Below are 19,570 nucleotides of genomic sequence, written 5' to 3'. Positions count from 1 at the left end.
GCCTTTCGTTCTCCATGTCGGACGAAGACCTGGCCTTCTTCCTGAAGGACATGCAGGGCCCGCTCGAGAGCTACGAGGCGATCGCGGCGCTCCCGGACTTTCTGCCGCAGGTGAAATACCCGAGGACGCCAGGGTATTGGCCCTCGGCTACGGCCAATCCGCTGAATGCCTGGTACGTCAGGACGGAGATCAGGGGCGCGAGCGGCGGGAAACTCGCGGGCCGTACCGTGGCCATCAAGGACAACGTTGCGGTTGCCGGCGTGCCGATGATGAACGGCTCGTCGGCCCTCGAAGGCTACGTGCCGGACGTTGATGCGACCGTCGTCACCCGCTTGCTCGATGCCGGCGCCACGATCACCGGCAAGTCGCAATGCGAGTACTACTGCCTCTCGGGCGGCTCGCATACCGGCGCACAGGGGCCCGTTCGCAATCCCCACAAGCCGGGCCATTCGGCTGCAGGCTCCTCGTCGGGAAGCGCCGCGCTCGTCGCAAATGGTGATGTCGATCTTGCGATCGGCGGCGATCAGGGTGGATCGATCCGAACGCCTGCGTCCTATTGCGGCATCGTCGGGATGAAGCCGACATGGGGACTCGTCCCGTACACCGGGGCGATGCCGATCGAGCTCACCCTCGATCACCTTGGCCCCATGACGCGCTCGGTCGCGGACAATGCGCTGATGCTGGACGTCATCGCCGGTCCTGATGGCCTGGACCCGCGCCAGAACGCGCTAGCCGAGGCCAGGCGATACAGCGAAGCGCTGGACCAGGGTTGCAAGGGCCTGCGGATTGGAATCCTCAATGAGGGTTTTGGCCACGCAAACTCGGAGAGCGACGTCGACGAGAGCGTCCGGTCTGTCGCGGATCACTTCAGGCGGCTTGGCGCCGAGGTGCGCGACGTGTCGGTCCCGATGCATCGGCTCGGCCCGAAGATCTGGCTCGTCATCGCCTATGAGGGCGCGACCGAGCAGATGACGAAGGGCAACGGTCACGGGTTCAACTGGAAGGGCCTCTATGTGACCAGCATGGTGCAGGCGCACGCCGCCTGGCGGCTCCGCGCCGACGAGCTGTCGGATTCGGTCAAGGCAACCATGCTGCTCGGCGAATACATGATCCGGGCCGGCGGTGGGCGTTACTACGCCAAGGCACAAAATCTCGCCCGTCAACTCCGCGCCGAATACGACAAGGCGTTTGACGAGGTCGACATCCTGCTGATGCCCACGACGCCCCTGAAAGCGCCGCCCTTGCCGCCGAAGGACGCGCCGCGCGAGCTCGGCATGCAGCGCGCAACGGAGAAACATGGCGAACACATTCCCGTTCGATGTGACGGGCCATCCGGGGTTGCAGATCCCCTGTGCGATGAACGGCGGCTTGCCCGTCGGGATGATGCTGGTCGGCCGGCAGTTCGAGGAAACGACACTTTACCGCGCAGCGCTTGCCTTCGAGGCATCGACCGATTGGCGGACGCGTTCCGTCCGATGATCGGTCGGAAGACATTTTTTGTGGAGGAGGGAGAGTCGCAATGAGCATGAAGAGAAGAGATTTTTTGAAAACGGCACTGGCCTCGTCGGCCGCGATCGCGCTATCGCCCGGCCTGGTCGGCAACGCGCAGGCAGCCACCGACATCCTCGTCGGAAGCATCCATGACCTGTCCGGAGGTCTCGATGCCTATGGCAAGCCAATGCAGGACGCCATGGTCTTCGCTGCCGAAGAGATCAATGCGGCGGGTGGCCTGCTCGGACGGCAGATCAAGATCGTCACCAAGGACCCGCAATCCTCGATGCAGCAATATGCGCAGCTCGCGCAGGAGCTTGCGCTGCGCGACAAGGTCGCGGTCCTGCATGGCGGCATCACGTCCGCATCGCGGGAGGTCATCCGCCCGATCATGCGCAAGACCAACACGCTCTACTTCTACAACACCCAGTACGAAGGCGGGGTTTGCGATCGCAACACCTTCTGCACCGGTCAGACGCCGGCGCAGAACTTGGCCACGGCGGTGCCGGATATCATGCGCCGCTGGGGCAAGAAGATCTACATTGTCGCCGCCGATTACAATTACGGCCAGATCGTCTCGCAGTGGGTGAAGAAGTACGCGCTGGAGAACGGCGGAAACGTCCTCTCGATCGACTACTTCCCGCTCGACGTCACCGAGTTTGGCCCGACGGTCCAGAAGATACAGGCGGCAAGCCCGGACTTTGTCTTTTCGGCGCTGGTCGGCGGCGCGCATGTGTCCTTCTATCGGCAGTGGGCGGCCGCCGGCCTGAAGGGAAAGATTCCGATGGCGTCCAGCACGTTCAGTCACGGCCAGGAACACATCGTTCTGAACGCGCCGGAATCCGACGGTATCCTCGTTTCCGGAAACTACTTTCCTTCGATCGACAATCCCGCGAATAAGGCGTTCACCGCTGCCTGGGCCAAGCGGTTCGGCGCAGACTATCCGTACATCACCGAGTTGGCGGCGGCGACCTACCAGGGCATGCATCTGTGGGCTAAGAGCGTGAGCAAGGCCGGCACGCTCGACCGGGCCAAGGTGCTCGAGGCGCTGGAAAGCGGAATGTCCTTTGACGGCCCGACCGGCCGGGTCTCGATCGACCCGGCAACCCACCACTGCACGATGGATATCCGCCTCGGCGAGGTGAAAGAGAAGAAATGGTCGATCCGCGAGACGTGGCCTCAGAGGGCTCCGCTCGACACCTCGTCGGTTTGCGACCTGATCAAGAATCCGGGCGAAAACCAGCAGTTCGTCATCAAGATCTGAACACGAGAGCTTCATGGACTACCTCATTGCAATTGGCCTTGAGGTCGTGAGCGGAATTGCCAGCCTGGTGCTCATTTCCATCGGGCTGGCAGTCGTTTTCGGCATGATGAAGGTCATCAACCTTGCGCACGGCGAATTCCTGATGATGGGCGGCTATGCCACGATTGCGGCGTCCAAGGCCGGCATCAACATATGGATCGCGATCCTTGTGATCGCCCCGCTGGTCGTCGGTCTGGTCGGCCTCGTCGTCGAGCGGCTCGTCATCCGCCATCTCTATGGGCGCGTCATCGACACCATGCTGGCGACGTGGGGACTCTCGCTGCTCTTCATCGGCCTGGTGACGACCGTGTTCGGCAACACGACATCAGGCATTTCGTCACCGCTCGGGGCCGTCAATATCGGGCCTATCGGCTTCAGCGCGTACAAGTTCTTCATTGTCGCTGTTGCGGTGGCGGTGATCGTGACGCTCTACCTGCTGTTCAAGCTGTCGAGGTTCGGGCTGATCGCCCGGGCAACGATGCAGAACGCGGACATGTCCGCGGCGCTCGGGGTCGATCCGGCACGGGTCTACGCGGCGACATTCGCGATCGGGTCCGCATTGGCGGGCCTCGCAGGCGGCGTCCTTGCGCCAGTTACGGGCGTGGTGCCTTCGATCGGCGCTGCCTTCGTTGCCAAGGCGTTCATTACCGTGATCGGCGGCGGATCGGCGGTGCTGGTGGGAACGCTTTCGGCGTCCGGCATTTTCGCCACCGTCAATCAACTGGCGAGCTTCGCGACCACGCCGGTCATCGGCGAGGTCGCGCTTCTCGGGGCGGCGATCATCTTGCTGCGGCTGTTTCCTCGCGGAATCACCGGCCGCTTCTTCAAGGGACGGATCTAGCGATGAATGGTTCGAGAAACTACTGGCCCATTGCGGCTGCGGTGATCGCCGCGCTGTCGGCGATCATTGTCCTTCCCGTGATCTACGATGAGTATGCGCTCCTGCAATTGACGATCTACGCCATCCTGTCCGTGCTGGCGCTGTCGCTCGCATTCATCTGGGGCTATGGCGGCATATTGTCGTTCGGACACGCCGTTTTCTTTGGTCTGGGCGCCTATACCTACGCCATCGGCGCGATGAATTTCGGCGAGACGACGATCGCGCTGCTTCTGTCGATGGTCATTCCCGCGCTGTTTGCGGCCGCGCTCGGCTATTTCCTGTTCTATGGTCGCATCAGCGATGTCTACCTGGGTGCCATCACGCTGACGGTCACGCTGATCTTCTTCGATCTCGCCAGCTCGACATCCGGCCCGCAGTACAGGATCGGTCAGGTCGCGCTGGGCGGCTTCAATGGAATTCCCTCCATTCCCCAGCTCAACGTTCCCGGGTTCCCCGACTGGACGCTGTCGACTACCGAACTGTTCATCCTCAGCGTCGCGATCCTGGCGCTGGTCTATATCAGTCTGCGGCTTCTCATCAGCAGCGACTTTGGCCGTGTCGTCATCGCGATCAAGGAGAACGAGGTTCGTGCCGAATTGCTGGGGTACGACGCGCGCAAGTACAAGCTCGTCACGTTCGTCATAGGTGGCGCAATCGCCGGATTGGCCGGCTGTCTGTTTGCCAATTGGGGTGGGTTCACCAGCCCGGCCGTCTTCGCGCTCGGACAGTCGGTGCAGATCATCATCTGGATGGTCGTCGGCGGGGTGGGAACGCTCGCCGGGCCGGTGATCGGCTGCGTCCTGATGCAGTGGCTGACCAGCTCGCTCGCCAGCTTCGGCACCGTCAACAACAATCTGGTGCTGGGCGGCATCCTGGTGATCGTCGTGCTGCTGCTGCCGCAGGGCCTGGTTCCGACGATCGCGCGTCTTGCTCGCGGCCGCAGGCCCGTTCAACGGCTCGACGCAACGGCCGGGGCCCTCGGCGCGACGCCGGCGAAGAGCGAGGTCGGGGCATGATGAACCCACCGCTCGTCGAGACTCGCGAATTGTCGGTCCATTTTGGCGGACTGCAAGCGGTCAACAACGTCAACTTCTCGCTGCGCGACGGCGAACTGCGTTGTCTCATCGGTCCCAATGGCGCCGGCAAGACGACGTTCTTCCGGCTGCTCACCGGGGTGCATGCACCGACGTCGGGAACGGTAGCGGTCAACGGCCGTTCGATAGCAGGGTTGCAGACCCATCAGATCGCGAGACTCGGCGTGGGCATCAAGACGCAGATCCCGAGCCTGTTCGATAACCTTAGCGTGCGCGAGAACATCTGGCTCTCTGCACGACGAAATCACAGTCGCGCAGCGGCAAATCGGATTGCAGACAGTGTGATCATGGACGAGGTGGGGCTTGGCGAATACGCCAACACCGAAACGGCAAAGCTCTCCCACGGCTTGCGGCAATGGGTCGAGCTTGGAGTCGTGATCGCTCAGCGTCCGAAGCTGATCCTGCTGGATGAGCCGGCGGCAGGCATGACCGGCCACGACATGGAAAAGACGGCCGAGTTGATCAAGCGCATCAACCGCACGTCGGCGATGATCGTCGTGGAGCACGATATGGAGTTTATCAAGCGCATAGCCAAGACGGTGACGGTCTTCAACCGTGGCGAGGTCCTGGTCGAGAGCGACGTCGATACGGTGTTGGCGGATGAGCGGGTTCGCGAGGTCTACCTTGGAAAGCAGACAGGACGGCAACATGATACTGGAGCTTAACGGAGTAGGGGCTGGTTACGGACGGATCCCCATCCTGCATCACGTCGACATGTCCGTTGCTGAGGGCGAGTGCGTCGGTCTCTGGGGCCCCAACGGCATGGGCAAGACGACTCTGCTGAAGACGATACTGGGCTACCTCCCGGCGACTCAGGGATCCATCAACTTCATGAGCGAAGATGTTACGCCGGTCGCAGCGCATGTGAGGGCCAGGAAGGGACTGGGGCTCGTTCCGCAGGGAAGGCAAATCTTCCCCGCTCTGACCGTCCTTGAGAACCTGAGAATGGGTGCCGCACTTTCCGGCGAAGGAGAGCGACATGTTATCGAGGAGGTTCTCGAACAGCTTCCGCGCCTGAAGTCTCTGCTCAAACGGACCGGGGGACTGCTCTCCGGCGGCGAACAGCAGCTTCTCGCACTCGCCCGCTGCCTTTGCGGGCGTCCCAAGCTGATGATGCTCGACGAACCAACGGAGGGCATCCAGCCCTCTATCAACGAGGAGATCGCCGAGACCTTGCGGAGGTTGATCAGTGAGAAAAGCCTGGCGATGATCGTGGTCGAGCAGAAGCGGGAGTTCATCGCGGTTCTGGCGAAGCGTGTTCTGCTCATGCAGAAGGGGTCGATCGCAGGGGAAATGACCGCAGCGGAGTTGCTTGCCCACGACACATTCCACTGATCTCGTGGACACACCGAGATTTTGGGCTTTTCGCTGGCTACGCAGAAGGCGTACGGCTGCCCGCGGATGATCGCACGCGACCGACTCCTTACGCGAAGTTGGAAAATTATATAGATATTTCAATAATATACGAGTTCGTAGCTTTATTCTGAATGGCGCGCCAGCAATCTCAGGCACTTAGGTAGCCTTCAGCCGCGTTCGTTGAATAATGGTTGAATAAGACGCTGGTGAACAGCGGCGAATGCTTGCGGAATTTGCTCCCGATATTGGCAGACAAGCCTCGGCGCGACGTCTCACTGTGGCTGGCGCATTCGCCAAAAATTTCCTCGTCGCCCTTGGTGTCGGGAAATATTCAAACCGCCGCTAACGTGCGCTCTCGTACGCGAGCGCCCTCAGATGTTCGCATTGACGTTGCTCGTCGCACAGGCACATCGTCAATCAGAGGTCTGGCCACTTCGAGCCGGATAAGTTCGAAGACCAGTACGAAACCGCCCTGATCGATCTCATCAACCAGAAGCGCGCGGGCAAGCCCATCACCGCGAAAGCGCGCTCTCGCGGCGAGAATGTCGTCGACCTGATGGACGCGCTGCGCAAGAGCATTGGAAGAGACGCGGCCGCTTCGACAGAGGTTCCGAAGAAGTCAGGCAAGAAGCCGCGCAAGGCGGCGGCCGGGCAGAAGGAAATGCTGATGCCGATCGCAGGCAAGAAGCCCGCGAAGGAGGCTGCCGCGAAGAAGCCGGTGGCCAAACCGCAGCGGAAGTCGGCGTAGATGAGACCAGGCTCCCGAGTAATTCCCCAAGGAACGGGCTCCAGCGAGCGTAGTCTTACGGAGATGATATAGCCCGTTTGGGGTATGCTCCTCTGTGCACTTTGTGCCAATCCATTCTGATCAGGATTTTGCACTTCCTCCTGGGGCTAGGCCAATGACCGTCCGCTGTATACTGAGCGGACGGCGTTGTGCCGTCTGTACTCGAGGAACGGCGGCAGCGAGGGTATCTACACGGCCCCTACGCGCGATTGATCCTCGATATTGAAACCTTCAGGGGTTGGGCGTTCAAAGCGAATTCACGGTTCGACTGCGCAGTGGGCGTATGGGCGCGCAGGATCCGATCGATGTCATCATGGACGTCGCCGAAGTAGATCTTGTCCAGGCATGCCTTCACCTTGGCCTCGTCCCTGTCCATCTTGAGGCGCGCCGTACGCAGGATACCTGGCCTTGGCAACGACTTGCCGGCATGGCTACGGCATTCGATGCCGTCCTGGCCGGCTGCCCGCTCGAAGAGAGTGTCGAAGTTGGTAGTAAGAAGCCGAGGACGGCCATTCTTGTCGCGCGACAAGGTCAGCAGGGAGATATGCCGCGATAGGTCCGGAGCCGATGGCGGGGCCAGTATCTCTGCGACAGCTTCGCGGACACGTGAATCCGTGCCGGGGAGAAGCGTACGCTTCTCAAGAGACCGCAGCACCCGGTCATATTCGGCGCGCTTGTATGCTATGCGCTCCGCCGGCTCATTGTCGAAAGACTCGCCGATCTTCTCGTAAACCTTGTCGGTCAGTTCCTGAAACAAGGGCAAGTTGGCGCCCCGCGAGACACCTGCGCCGCAGAGAAATACGGCCTCGCCGTCATTGACCTCGTGGATCAATTCATTCGGAATATCGGGGCTGGCCTCAATGAACTTCATCAAAACCTGAAATCAGAATGGCACGAACGACTCACGCCGGAAGCGGGATCGCGGCATCTTACTGCTTTAGATTGATACGGGCACGATGTGTCAGCACGGTTAGCTGCCTTGACCATCTACGAGCAAACACCCATGAAAACCAATATATATATCAGATAGATAGGCCATGTCCTGCATGAATGTTCAATGAAAAACCTTGCAATTTGCCATTTTGGGCCTATATTGCTGGTCATGACCAAGCTCGCCGAGCTCAAGCGGCATCTTAAGCCGGGCCAAGCCTATCGGCGTGCCGATCTGGCCCGCTGGTCGACGTCTGTCGATCGGCATGTCAGGGAGTTGGTGGAGAGCGGCACCCTCAAGAAGCTCTCGGGCGGCCTGTATGCGTACCCGAAGGAAACGGCGTTCGGCCCGGCGCCAGCGAGCGACAAGGATGTCGTGACTGCTTTCCTGAAGGGCGACACCTTTCTGCTGGCGTCACCCAACGCCTACAACAGCCTGGGCGTGGGCACGACGCAGCTCTATGACAAGACGGTTGTCTACAATCACAAGCGTCACGGGGAGTTTCAGCTTGGCAACCGCAAATTCGCCTTTCGCGTGAAGCCACGCTTTCCCAAGTCACTGACGAAGGAATTCCTGCTCGTCGATCTTGTCAACAACGTCGATCAGCTCGCCGAGGCCAAGGACGAGGTCCTCAAGCGCGTGGCGGAGCGTGCCGCCGAATCCGACCAGAAGCGCTTGCGTCGCGCGGTGCGCGAGTACGGAAGCGAGCGTGCCAAGAAATTCTTCGAACGCGCGCTGAGGACGGGTGAATTGCATGCCGCGTGATTTCCTCCACAATCACCCGCAGTTTGCGGATTTGATCCGGATTGTGGTGGAAGAGAAGGGCATTGATCCCGCCCTAGTCGAAAAAGACTACTGGATCATGCACTGCCTTTACGGCCTTCAGCAGCTTGGCCACACTTTCCAACTGAAGGGCGGCACCTCGCTTTCAAAAGGCCACCAGATCATCAACCGGTTCTCCGAGGACATCGATATTCTGATCGAACCGCCGAAAGACCGGGACGTAAAGACAGGCAAGAACCATGACAAGCAAGCCCATATCCAGTCACGCAAGGACTTCTATGACTGGCTGGCGCAGACGATCAAGATTGATGGCATCGCGAAAGTCGAGTGCGACACCGAGTTCGACGATGTCCCAAACTATCGAAGCGCCGGGATCAAGCTGAACTACACGACGGTCGTCGAAGCCATGGCAGGCCTCCGCGAAGGCGTCCTGCTGGAGGTCGGCTTCGACACGGTCGCACCGAACGCGCCAAAGGACATCAGTTCATGGCTGTACGACCGGGCTGCTGCAAGCAACGTTGATGTCATCGACAACCGGGCCAAGGCGGTCCCTTGCTATGACTCCGGCTACACCTTTGTCGAAAAGCTGCAAACCGTCTCGACGAAATTCCGCAAGCAACAGGCCGATGGCAGTGATCCGGTCGAGTTCATGCGTCACTACTATGATGTCCATGAGCTGCTGAAACAGCCGGATGTTCAGAAATTCATCGGCACCGACGCTTACAAGGCCCACAAGCAGGCGCGTTTCCGTCACGGCGACAACCAGAACATTGCGGAAAATGAAGCCTTCCTTCTGAACGACGCCAAGACGCGAGCGACATACGCTGACGCCTATAAGCGCAGCAGTGCGCTCTACTATGCGGGCAAGCCCAGCTTTGATGAGATTCTGGCCAAAATCAGCGAATGGGCCGATAAACTTTAGCAGATACCGAGCGCTTTCGGACTTATTCAGGTTGATCAATTTCCTGCTGGGAAATGCTTGCAAACGCACTGTGAGCGGAGGATGAAAGCTGAGCGTTCAAATTTACATCTTGGGTCTCCATGGTTGAGTTGAATTATAACATTATCGATCTTCCGGATTACCCCGCATTGCAGCAATTGGGACGTGCGTTATGGCGCAACGGTTCGGTTCGGGGCGCGTCGATTCTGATTGGTGCGGGGCTCAGCAAGAATGCCGAGCGACCTGGTAACGATACGTTAGAGCCTCCGCTCTGGTGGGAGTTGATGGAGGAAATGGTCGAACGGCTTTATCCGCACGACATGAAGAGAGCACCAAAGGACCCTCTCCGCATTGCCGAAGAATTTCGAACCTATTTTGGTCAGGCCGGTCTCGACGACTTTCTGCGCACGCGCTTTCCGGACAAGTCCTGGTCTCCCGGGCCGTTGCATGGAGCTCTGCTGGGATTGCCCTGGAGCGACGTGCTCACGACCAATTGGGACACGTTGCTCGAACGCACTGAAAACACGGGCGATCATTCGTACGAAGTCGTACGAACGGAAGCCGATCTTACGCACGCCCGATCGCCGCGCATCGTGAAATTGCATGGAACGATCGGTGATCCCGGTCCGCTTATCTTCGCGGAAGAGGATTACCGGATGTATCCCGTGAAACATGCGGCCTTTGTAAATCTCGCCCGCCAGGTATTTATCGAGAACGAACTATGCTTGGTCGGATTCTCCGGCGATGATCCTAATTTCCTCCAATGGGCCGGTTGGGTTGTCGAGCAACCGCTGCGCCACGTCCTTCCAAAGCGCGTTGCCGCCATACAATCGGACTGCATCGGCCTTCTGGATTTCCACGGTCCGCTCGCAGCGGCGGCATGAGATGCGCAGGACATGGCGTTGAATCTCGGAAAGACGTCGCTGCCGCTTCTCGGCTCCGCTCTCGTCAGCGCGAGGGTTTTTCAGGACCGATTCCCAATATTCCGCCGGGAGCGGCGCATCCGGAGCAGTTGTGGAGGGGCCCGGTCTACGGGCAGCTTTAGCGGCCAGTTTTTCCATCTGCTTTGGGGTCGGCATGCGCCGGCTCGCGGGTCGATCGGTCATTCCGAATTAGAACATAACAAGAACAAATGTCGAGTCCGCTCCGAGCCTCATCTGAAAAAATTCATCCTTTGGAGAGGCGCGGTGTCGGAACCAAGTCCGGCCGTTCGTCTTGAATCCGGCGTCATTAATGGAGTTCCCCGCGATGGCCCCCCGCGCTTCCTGCGTCTTTCCCTCGTCACCTGTCCGGTAGCGCTCTATCCGGCCACTTCGGAATCCGAAAAGGTCTCGTTCAACCAGCTCAACCGAAAGACCGGTCACCGGATCAAGTACGCCAAGGTCGACGCCGACACCGGCGAGGAGGTCGACAACGAGGACACCGTCAAGGGCTACAAGGTCGACACCGACACATTCATCGAGGTGACGAAGGAGGAGATCGAGAACGTCGCGCTGGGATCGACGCGAACGATCGAGATCGACGAGTTCGTCGACCGAAGCGAGATTGATCCGCGCTATCTGATCCGCCCTTACTGTCTGACTCCAGATGGCAAGGTCGGGCACGACGCCTTCGCCGTTATCCGCGACACCATCCGCGAAATGAACAAGGTCGCGATCGGTCGCGTGGTGCTGACCAATCGCGAGCACATCATTGCGCTGGAGCCGCTCGACAAGGGGCTGATGGGGACGCTGCTGCGCTATTCCTACGAAGTTCGGTCCGCGGAGGAATATTTCGACGATATCCAGGACGTCAAGATGACCAGGGATATGCTCGATCTGGCCAGGCACATCGTCAATCAGAAGGCAGGTCGCTTCGAGCCAGACAAGTTCGAAGACCAGTACGAAACCGCCCTCATCGATCTCATCAACCAGAAGCGCGCCGGCAACCCCATCACCACGAAGGCGCGCCCTCGCAGCGAGAATGTCGTCGATTTGATGGGCGCGCTGCGCAAGAGCATTGGCGACGAAAGGGCGGCAAAAGTCTCTAAGCCGGCCAAGAAGCCACGCAAGGTTGCGAGCGGTCAGAAGGAAATGCTCATGCCGATCGCCGGCAAGAAACCGACGAAGGAAGTTGCGGCAAAGAAGCCGGCGGCGAAACCGCAGCGGAAATCAGCTTGAGACAGGTCCCTGGACCCCAATCGTCAACACGCGGTTGCGTCCTCGCTTTTTGACTTCGTCAAAAGCCCGTCATTGCGACATCTGCGCGATCCCCGCTATTCGGGAATAATCCGACGATTTCCTAGGCTTCGATTGTATCCTCGCTAGCGGCGGCGCGCGCAAGGAGGTCTGTAGGGATCGGCTCATCCCGCCCCCGCGGCTTCCGTGCGTCGTCGGAAGTCTGGTAGATAGTCAAATTGCTGTAACTGCTCGTTGGGGGCTTAGGCGCAATTCTGCCGCCCATTGTTTGGTGACCGCAGCGGGATCGCCGAGCGCGGCGATGTCGGGATGACAGATCGTCGGAAGAGAGTTGAGCTTCTCGACAAGGCCTTTTGCCACGTGTTTCTGATTCGCCCGTACGAAGGCCTTGGGCGGCTCGTCTGCCCTTTCTCTCCCGCTAAATGTGCCGCGATGTACCCCCAGATATCTCAAGGCTTGCGCCGGTGATGTAACTTGCCGCGGGAGACGCCAGAAATGCGATTGCCCGTGCAACCTCGTCAGGATTCCCAAACCTTCCCAGCGGAATGTTCTTGTTCCGGGCTTGCGAATTAATCCATTCGTCAATGGTCTGGCCCGTGTTTGCTTGCGCCTCGAAGCGGCGGCGCCGCTGCTCAGTAAAGATTGTCCCCAGCAGGACGGAATTCACGCGAATGCGCGGCGCAAATTCAGTGGCCAAGGATTTCATCAAGTTCTGCACGCCGGCACGGGCGGCGGATGTGCAAACCATCTCTGGTTCGGGCTCGACGGAAAAAAGCGCATTGACTGAAACGATGGCGGCGTGGTCGCTGACTTCTAGTAAGGGTCTAAACGACCGAATTGGATTGATCTGACTAAAGAACTTCAATTCCAACTCTTCGCGCCACTGATCGTCGCTCGTATCTGAAAAGGTCGAGATCCGTCCCTGGCCAGCGTTATTTACAAGCAGGTCAAGTCGACCGTTGCTCCAGCTCAGAACTTTCTTGGCGAAACCATTTACCGCGGAAGCATTCAAAACATCACAGCGTTCCACCAAGAGGTTATCCGCTGTGCCCGTCGAGAGGTGCTCTGCTGCAGAGATAAGTCGATCAGGATCGCGTCCACAGATCGCAACTCTCGCGCCCTCGGCAACAAGAAGTTTGGCGGTAGCCAGCCCAATACCCGAGGATCCGCCAGTTACTACAGCTATAGCGCCTGCGAGCCTTAGATCCATCGCCCCATGCCCATGTTACATTACAGTCGGCGCCATTTTGTCGCCGTCGACTGTCGGCGTCTTTTCCAGAGTCACTATTTTTGTCTGATTCTATTAAAGCGGCTCTCGCGATTTCCTAGCAGCAAGCAGGTCGCCTCCATTTCTAGACGGCTCTGTGGGGCCTTTGTCCACGCCGCCACGTGCTCTAGATGAAGGGAACGACTCATGGAAGCGGGAAGCCGATGGGGATTCTGGAGATATTGAACCATCATATATGGTCCGGGTGAGACGTCGGGAGCGTGACGGCTGATCGGTCGCTCGTTTGAGCTCAAGGCACACCTGTCCAGGGACACAAAGGAGCTCGACGGTTACGCGAAAGAAAGAGGTGTCGGCTGTTCGCCGATAGCCGAGCACGATTGTCTTCAGCCATCGCACGGTTGCTAGTAGGCTGAGTGAGGTTTGAGCGACTTGTCAAAATCGCGCATCAATACGCAACTTCAGTGCCGCCCAAGCGGTTTGGGAACGGAATGAACAAAGGGTGCCGCCTTTGGGAAAGACGCTGGTACTCTGCGACCTATATTATCGCCACTTCGTAAAACTGGTCGTGATTGCTTCGTCAATGGCCACGAATGTTTGTGCTTCTTCGGCCTATCTTTAGCGCCAAAACGCGGCTCTCGTAAACCAACGCGGCGTTCTCGTGGGGCGGTCCGGTCGCGCCACTGCACTAATTCGTTCGACCCAAAAAACTGCCTGGAGGAAATGTCATGCTCGATGAGATGTCCCGTTCCGTTGAACGATTGCAGGGATCAGCGAGAGCCCGAGCGTCGTTGTGGAAAGCATTCTATTTCGCGTTATCGTTCGGATTCGTTGCTAGCAGTGTGCCGGCTCTCGCCTCACCAACTTGGGTAGATGCGCCAGATGGCGCTTTCCAGGGCAAAATAGACACGACGGGCACGATGCGGGAATTCCTCGGCATGAGGTACGCTCAGCCGGTCATTGGAAATTTACGTTGGAAGGCGCCACAACCGGTGTTGCCGTCGGTCGCGACGCAGGACGCGACTCAGTTCGGTAACCACTGCCCGCAGACCGCTACAATCGCCGGTAACGCGTCGCTGACCGAGGACTGCCTCTTCCTTAACGTCTTTACCCCTAACGGCAGCGAACGGGATTCTGACGGCGGCGGCACGCACCCAGTAATGGTCTGGATCCATGGTGGCTCGCTTGTATTCAGCGAGAGCAATGAGTTTAATCCGATCAAGCTCGTGCAGCGCGGCGTCGTCGTGGCGATTATCAATTACCGCCTTGGGGCGCTCGGATTCCTCGCCCATTCGGCATTGACTGGTGAATCCTCCGATCGGACATCGGGCAACTACGGGATCGAGGACCAGCAGGCTGCGTTGAAGTGGGTACGACGGAACATCAGAGCTTTTGGCGGCAACCCGGAGAAGGTGACGTTGTTCGGGGAATCCGCTGGTGGGGCGAGTACGCTTATCAACATGGCCTCACCTAAGGCCCGTGGGTTGTTTCATCGAGCCATTGTTGAGAGCGGCGGCTATATGGCGTCGCAGCCGACGCTGGCACAAGCAGAGGCAACCGGAAGCAAGTTCGCGAACGCTGTCGGATGCAATCAGGCGAATCCGGCGGGCGTCCTTGCGTGCCTGCGCAACCAAACAGTTTCAACAATTCTAGCGAACCAGGCTCTGTTATATGTTGGGTTCGGGCCGGTACCTAACGTGGATGGCAAGATTCTGACGCAGTCGTTCTGGGCTGCACTTGCTTCGGGGCAGTTCAACCGCATGCCACTGATGAACGGATCCAATCATGACGAGGGAAATATTTTCGTCGCGCTTGACTTCGATCTCTCCGCCGGCCCGGTCACCTCTTCGACCTACGCAGCAGCGATTGGTGGAACCATCAGCAATCCTGCGGCTGCGCCGCTCGTCGCGACCCACTATCAGGTTCCGGCCCAGTTTCCGAGCTTCGATCTCGGAGTCGGCGCAGTGGGAACGGACGCTGTTTTCGCCTGTCCGGCGCGGTTCGCAGACGAACTTGCGTCGCCGTTTGTTCCGACCTTTGCGTATGAGTTCAACGACGAGAAGGCGCCGCAGAGTTTCCTTCCTCCGGTAGCTTTCTCGTACGGCGCAACACACGCCGCAGAGTTGCAATATCTCTTCCAGTTCCCCAATCCGTCGGGATTCGGGTTGAATCTCCCGCAGGTGCCACTCGACGTGAACCAACAGAAGCTGTCGGATCGTATGGTCGGCTACTGGACAGAGTTTGCCACGAGTGGCAACCCCAACGGGCACGGTCAACCGGTCTGGCCGCGCTTCCATCGCGACCACGAGGCGATGTTGTCGCTGGCCGAGCCGAGCCCGACATCGGAAACGAACTTCGCGAAGGTGCACCAGTGCGATTTTTGGGACACGCTGACGGGACGCACTTTACCGCCAAACGAGGACCACGACCGGCGCGCTGACAACCATTGAGAGCTATCTTTATTGCGACCCCGTCGCGTAGGCGACGGGGTCAGCTTTTGGGAGGTAGGCACCGGTAAGCTCGACGTCGTTGGACGAGGAAAGCTGCGTGTGCTGTTGAGCGTTTCCGAACAATGGCAGGCGCCGGTTACCTTCTGACGGAGGTGGCGAACCACTGATCGAAGCCAATGCGCCCAATGCGAGGATTGTTATCGGCAACGAGTGAGCCATCCTGGAGCTTGGTTCCGAAGTAACGCGCGTCTGGATCTCCAACCACGGTGCGCGTATCGCCGATCGCCTTGAGGTAGCGGGCGGCGAAATCGCAGAGACGCATGCGGTCGGGGCCGGAGATTTCGATGATGCCGTTGACTGGGGCGGAGAGGGCTGCGTCCGTCACGAAATCCGCGACGTCATCGGAGGCGATTGGCTGAAGAAAGCCTGTAGACAAGCGCGCTGTATCGCCGATCGTGCCCTCCTGGGCGATTCCACCGAGAAATTCAAAGAACTGGGTGGAGCGCACTATCGTATAAGGGACGCCAGATTCCCTGACGATCATCTCCTGGACGACTTTCGCGCGCAGATAACCACTGTCCGGTAATCGATCCGTCCCAATGATGGAAAGCGCAACATGGTGTTTGACGCCGGCGGTCTTTTCCGCGGCAGTCAGATTACGGCCAGAAATCTGGAAGAATTCGAGTACGGCCTTGTCCTCGAAGGAGGGGGAATTGGCGAGGTCGATGACTACCTCGGCTCCTTTGAGCGTCTCTGCGAGACCTTCGCCGGTTATGGTGTTCACGCCAGTGCTAGGTGCGCCAGCGATTACCTCATGGCCCTGCTTACGCAGACGGTCGGCGGTTTTAGAACCGATCAGGCCGGTTCCACCAATAATGACGATTTTCATTTGATGTCCCCATTGCGCCGCTATCGGCGCATGTTTTTGGTGCGTGCCGAGGGTGATGGCAACGTCGGTTTTGGGACGACGTTGCGAGGTCGTTGAGCGTGTCATCCAAGCTAGGGCGCGATCTTGAAGACAACGCGCCCTAGCTTGTCCTTAATTCGACAAGGCGTCAGTAGTCCCAGAACGCTGGCACCCAACGGAAGGCGTCGCCGGCGATCGCCACGTGACCCACGGATGGGAACGGCATATGAGTTGCCACGAGCATCTCGCCGCTCTCAGCCAGCTCCCGCAAAAGACGGACACGGACGCGTGCCGCCTCCTCCGGATCATGCTCGAAGCCGTTGTGCCATTCGGGTTGGTCGAACCCAACGGCGAACACCGCGTCGCCGGCGAACGTCAGTGCATCTTTGCCGGACGCCAGGCGGACCACGCTGTGGCCGGGGGTGTGCCCGCCGGTGCGACGGACGACGACGCCCGGCGCCACCTCATGCTCCTCATCGAACGTTCGCAGATTGTTGCGGTACTCCTGCGCGAACCGCTTGGCGGTCGCCCGCAGCGCGTCCGGGAACCCTTGTGGCATGGCGGTGTGGGAGAAATCGGGCGACTCCCAGAATTTGACCTCGGCGGCAGCCACGTGAATCCGCAGGTCCGGCCGCAGCTTCTCCTTCACGCCCTCGACGAGGAGCCCTCCGACGTGGTCCATATGCATGTGGGTCAGCACCACGTCGGTCACGGACGAAAGGTCGATGCCGGCGGCTTCCAACCGCTTGACGGTCTGTCCGGCGCGCGGCAGGTGCAGGTCCGGATCCGATCCCAGCCCAGCGTCGATCAGCACGGTTTGGCCGCCGCTACGAACCAGAACCACGTTCAGCGCCCAGTCGAACGCGTCCGGCGGCAGGAACATGTTGTTCAGCCAGGCTGCCCGCACGGTCGGGTCGGCGTTGTGGGCCAACATCTTTGTTGGAAGCGGCAGCACACCGTCGCTGACCACAAGCACGTCAATCTCGCCGATCCGCAGCGCATAGCGCGACGGAACGAGTTCTTCGGACTTAGATTCAACGGGGTGGGAAGCGTTATGAACGTTCATGTTTGTCTCCTGCTGAGTATTGCGGACGGTCTGCTTCGTCTTTGAGAACACCCCGCATCCGATCTTTCCCACACGAGAATTGCGACCTAAGCTGACGAGGTATTCAAGGATCCGTGACACGCTCGTTGCTGCTGCGTCACGGTGATCAACTATCGAACTTGACTGGCGAGCGCCCCAGAGCGATTGCCGTTGCTGTAGAGCGATTGCTGCCAACGAATTCGCCTCCGCCTTACATACGGCGTGGCCAACGCTAGGTTCACGCAACCTTGCGGTCGATTGGGGTCGAGGGATAGGGCGTGCTATACGATCGTATAGGACCAATAAAGACGGAATCCGGAAACCGACCTGTCGCGGAACCGTAGCTAACCACCTTGTAATGCTTTTGTGATGGAGAGCTCGTCTCGCTCTGACGCGCGGAGGCGATAGCTCACGGGGCCCGACCACGGTCAAGGCATCACCTCCGTAGTCACAGCCTACCTAGCGGCAAGCTTCCCCAAAACGCCGAATCCTTCAGGGCAGTTGCAATGCGCTTTCCACGAGCCCGTCGTCAATCGCGGCCCTTCAGACAATGTATGTTGCGATCTCGGCTGTAAGAAAATCCATCAGCGGACGCGCGCGGAGCGGTGGCGTGCGGCCGAAAGCGTGGAGTAAGTGCAGCGGTACGTGCTCGAGCTGTCGCTGTGGCAGGACGACCTCGAGCTGCTTAGATCTGATATCTGCTTCAATGGTGCAGCGCAGGAGGTGCGCTATGCCGACGCCATTGAGTGCCGCGATCCGCAATGCGAAGCCGCTGTCGAGATCGAGATGGCCTTGAGGCGAAACCATTGCACCGTCCATGAACCGGATAGGGAAGGGCTGGCCGCCGCGCATGTAGCGGACATGTGTTGCCAGGCTGAGCTCCTCGATGGAGCGCGGGCGTCCTTTCCGCTCTAGGTACGCTGGCGATGCAACCAGCGTCATCGGCAGTTCTCCAAGCGTCCGCACCGTGAGATCGCTGTCGGCGAGCTTCCCCGCACGCAAAGCCAAATCGTACCCTTCGCGGATGATGTCAACAGAGCGATCGGTCATTCCTATGTCCAGTTGCACCTCGGGATGGTTCGGAAGAAACCGGTCGGTCAAGCCATTCATTAACAGGCGGCCGAGTTCATTTGGCATTGTGATCCGCAACTTACGTCGCCCCGTGGTCGCAGACCGCACAGCGTCTTCAGCATCGTACAGGCCACGAAGAAGTGGCGCCGCGCGTTCGTAGTAGGCTGTGCCTTCGACTGTTAAGCTGAGAGCTCGTGTCGAGCGCCGGAATAGTTTTGAGCCGAGCCGCTGTTCAAGTCGAGCGACGCTCTTTGAAATCGCGGAAGGCGTTGTGCCTAGTCGCTCCGAAGCGGCGCTGAAGGAACCTGTCTCGACCGCGGCGATGAATGCCTCCAGTCGTCCCATTTTGTCTGCAACGATTGTCATTCAGGACATTCCGGCACAAATCATGTGCCTGCTTACAATCTTTTGTTCTGATCTGTCGAAATCTATCTCCAGTGAAGTCATTCAAGTGAGGTCACATGATGAATGTTCTTCGGGACAAAACAGCTCTGATCACCGGCGGAGCGAGCGGCATCGGGCTAGCCGCGGCAAAGCTGTTCGCGGCAAACGGCGCTCGGGTGATTATCACCGCGCGAACGCAGTCCGCTTTGGATGCGGCCGTTGCAGAGGTCGGAGATGGGGCCATTGCGATCCAAGGAGATGTCTCGAACCTGGCGCATCACGATCAAATTGCTGAGGACATTCGACGGCGATTTGGCAAGTTGGATATCTATTTTGCCAATGCTGGCGTCATTGCTATCAAGCCTTCGAGTCAGGTCAGTGTGGATGAGTTCGATACGCAGCTTGCGATCAATGTACGTGGTGCTTTCTTCGGTGTGCAGAAGGTCGCGCCGCTGCTCCGCCACGGTGGATCGATCATTCTGACCAGTTCGATCGCCAGCAATAAGGTGCTCGAAGGTCATGCGGTTTATGCTGGCAGCAAAGCGGCGATTGAAGCGTTTGCAAGAAGCTGGGCTTTGGAATTCAGCAGCCGAGGCATTCGTGTCAACGTGCTGAGTCCTGGACCCGGCAACACGCCGCGGATTCTCAACATGGGGATCCCTGAAAACCAGATGCGGGCATGCCATGGGCGTATCGGAGAAGCGATA

The 19,570-nt window shown here is 59.1% G+C and carries 16 protein-coding genes and 3 pseudogenes; 13 read left to right on the top strand and 6 right to left on the bottom strand.

Features of this window, described 5'->3' with window-relative positions; translation table 11 throughout:
• Positions 1–14: 14 nt before the first annotated feature.
• The 7 genes and pseudogenes from FNJ47_RS25820 to FNJ47_RS25790 all read left to right on the top strand — a co-directional run.
• Positions 15–1,479 (top strand): annotated as a pseudogene (locus FNJ47_RS25820) (amidase).
• A gap of 40 nt (positions 1,480–1,519) precedes the next feature.
• The gene (locus FNJ47_RS25815; protein WP_163158150.1) at positions 1,520–2,755 is read left to right on the top strand and encodes an urea ABC transporter substrate-binding protein; all 1,236 of its coding nucleotides are present in this window, start codon (positions 1,520–1,522) and stop codon (positions 2,753–2,755) included.
• 13 nt (positions 2,756–2,768) lie between these two features.
• Positions 2,769–3,635: an ABC transporter permease subunit gene (locus tag FNJ47_RS25810; protein ID WP_163158148.1), complete on the top strand. Its 867-nt coding sequence runs from the start codon at positions 2,769–2,771 to the stop codon at positions 3,633–3,635.
• A gap of 2 nt (positions 3,636–3,637) precedes the next feature.
• Positions 3,638–4,690 carry a branched-chain amino acid ABC transporter permease gene (locus FNJ47_RS25805; protein WP_163158146.1) on the top strand — a complete coding sequence of 351 codons (1,053 nt, stop codon included), beginning with the start codon at positions 3,638–3,640 and terminating at the stop codon, positions 4,688–4,690.
• Entirely contained in the window at positions 4,687–5,433 is a 747-nt protein-coding gene (locus FNJ47_RS25800) for an ATP-binding cassette domain-containing protein (protein ID WP_163158144.1), read from the top strand. The genes FNJ47_RS25805 and FNJ47_RS25800 overlap by 4 nt, the downstream gene beginning before the upstream one ends.
• Positions 5,417–6,103, top strand: a complete 687-nt coding sequence (locus tag FNJ47_RS25795) for an ABC transporter ATP-binding protein (protein ID WP_163158142.1) — start codon at positions 5,417–5,419, stop codon at positions 6,101–6,103. Before FNJ47_RS25800 ends, FNJ47_RS25795 begins: the two co-directional genes overlap by 17 nt.
• Before the next feature lie 424 nt (positions 6,104–6,527).
• Positions 6,528–6,872, top strand: a pseudogene (locus tag FNJ47_RS25790) (non-homologous end joining protein Ku); the annotation flags it as partial.
• A 238-nt stretch (positions 6,873–7,110) separates the two neighbouring features.
• On the opposite strand, the gene FNJ47_RS25785 reads toward FNJ47_RS25790, so the two are convergent.
• Complete coding sequence (locus FNJ47_RS25785; RefSeq protein WP_163158140.1) at positions 7,111–7,782, bottom strand: SIR2 family protein; 672 nt, start codon at positions 7,780–7,782, stop codon at positions 7,111–7,113.
• Positions 7,783–7,968: 186 nt separating this feature from the next.
• On the opposite strand from FNJ47_RS25785, the gene FNJ47_RS25780 reads away from it, so the two are divergent.
• The 3 genes and pseudogenes from FNJ47_RS25780 to FNJ47_RS53975 all read left to right on the top strand — a co-directional run.
• Positions 7,969–8,607, top strand: coding sequence for a hypothetical protein (locus tag FNJ47_RS25780; protein WP_236000099.1), 639 nt, complete (start codon positions 7,969–7,971; stop codon positions 8,605–8,607).
• The gene (locus FNJ47_RS25775; RefSeq protein ID WP_163158138.1) at positions 8,597–9,547 is read left to right on the top strand and encodes a nucleotidyl transferase AbiEii/AbiGii toxin family protein; all 951 of its coding nucleotides are present in this window, start codon (positions 8,597–8,599) and stop codon (positions 9,545–9,547) included. The genes FNJ47_RS25780 and FNJ47_RS25775 overlap by 11 nt, the downstream gene beginning before the upstream one ends.
• A gap of 119 nt (positions 9,548–9,666) precedes the next feature.
• A pseudogene (locus FNJ47_RS53975) lies at positions 9,667–10,293 on the top strand (SIR2 family protein); the annotation flags it as partial.
• Here FNJ47_RS53975 and FNJ47_RS51540 read toward each other — a convergent pair.
• Positions 10,285–10,671, bottom strand: coding sequence for a hypothetical protein (locus FNJ47_RS51540; protein WP_236000098.1), 387 nt, complete (start codon positions 10,669–10,671; stop codon positions 10,285–10,287). The pseudogene FNJ47_RS53975 and the gene FNJ47_RS51540 overlap by 9 nt on opposite strands.
• A 123-nt stretch (positions 10,672–10,794) precedes the next feature.
• Between FNJ47_RS51540 and ku the strand changes: the two genes are divergently transcribed.
• Entirely contained in the window at positions 10,795–11,724 is a 930-nt protein-coding gene (gene ku, locus FNJ47_RS25765) for a non-homologous end joining protein Ku (RefSeq protein ID WP_163158168.1), read from the top strand.
• Positions 11,725–12,160: 436 nt separating this feature from the next.
• Here the strand turns inward: ku and FNJ47_RS25760 are convergent, their stop codons facing one another.
• Entirely contained in the window at positions 12,161–12,952 is a 792-nt protein-coding gene (locus tag FNJ47_RS25760) for an SDR family oxidoreductase (RefSeq protein WP_163158134.1), read from the bottom strand.
• 743 nt (positions 12,953–13,695) lie between these two features.
• On the opposite strand from FNJ47_RS25760, the gene FNJ47_RS25755 reads away from it, so the two are divergent.
• The gene (locus FNJ47_RS25755) at positions 13,696–15,417 is read left to right on the top strand and encodes a carboxylesterase/lipase family protein (protein WP_163158132.1); all 1,722 of its coding nucleotides are present in this window, start codon (positions 13,696–13,698) and stop codon (positions 15,415–15,417) included.
• Between the two features lie 136 nt (positions 15,418–15,553).
• Here the strand turns inward: FNJ47_RS25755 and FNJ47_RS25750 are convergent, their stop codons facing one another.
• The 3 genes from FNJ47_RS25750 to FNJ47_RS25740 form a co-directional block, all read right to left on the bottom strand.
• A complete protein-coding gene (locus FNJ47_RS25750; protein ID WP_163158130.1) occupies positions 15,554–16,306 on the bottom strand; it encodes an SDR family oxidoreductase in 753 nt (250 codons plus the stop codon).
• A gap of 166 nt (positions 16,307–16,472) precedes the next feature.
• Positions 16,473–17,390, bottom strand: coding sequence for an MBL fold metallo-hydrolase (locus FNJ47_RS25745; protein WP_163158128.1), 918 nt, complete (start codon positions 17,388–17,390; stop codon positions 16,473–16,475).
• Between the two features lie 561 nt (positions 17,391–17,951).
• Positions 17,952–18,845 (bottom strand): LysR family transcriptional regulator, encoded by an 894-nt coding sequence (locus tag FNJ47_RS25740; RefSeq protein ID WP_175068418.1) that lies wholly within the window; start codon positions 18,843–18,845, stop codon positions 17,952–17,954.
• 95 nt (positions 18,846–18,940) lie between these two features.
• Between FNJ47_RS25740 and FNJ47_RS25735 the strand changes: the two genes are divergently transcribed.
• The coding region (locus FNJ47_RS25735; protein WP_236000097.1) for an SDR family NAD(P)-dependent oxidoreductase at positions 18,941–19,570 on the top strand (630 nt) is incomplete at its 3' end.

Source organism: Bradyrhizobium uaiense (genome assembly GCF_010811875.1).
Classification (GTDB): domain Bacteria; phylum Pseudomonadota; class Alphaproteobacteria; order Rhizobiales; family Xanthobacteraceae; genus Bradyrhizobium; species Bradyrhizobium uaiense.
The sequence above is the reverse complement of the archived record's forward strand: the minus strand, read 5'-3'. Positions and strand labels throughout refer to the sequence as shown.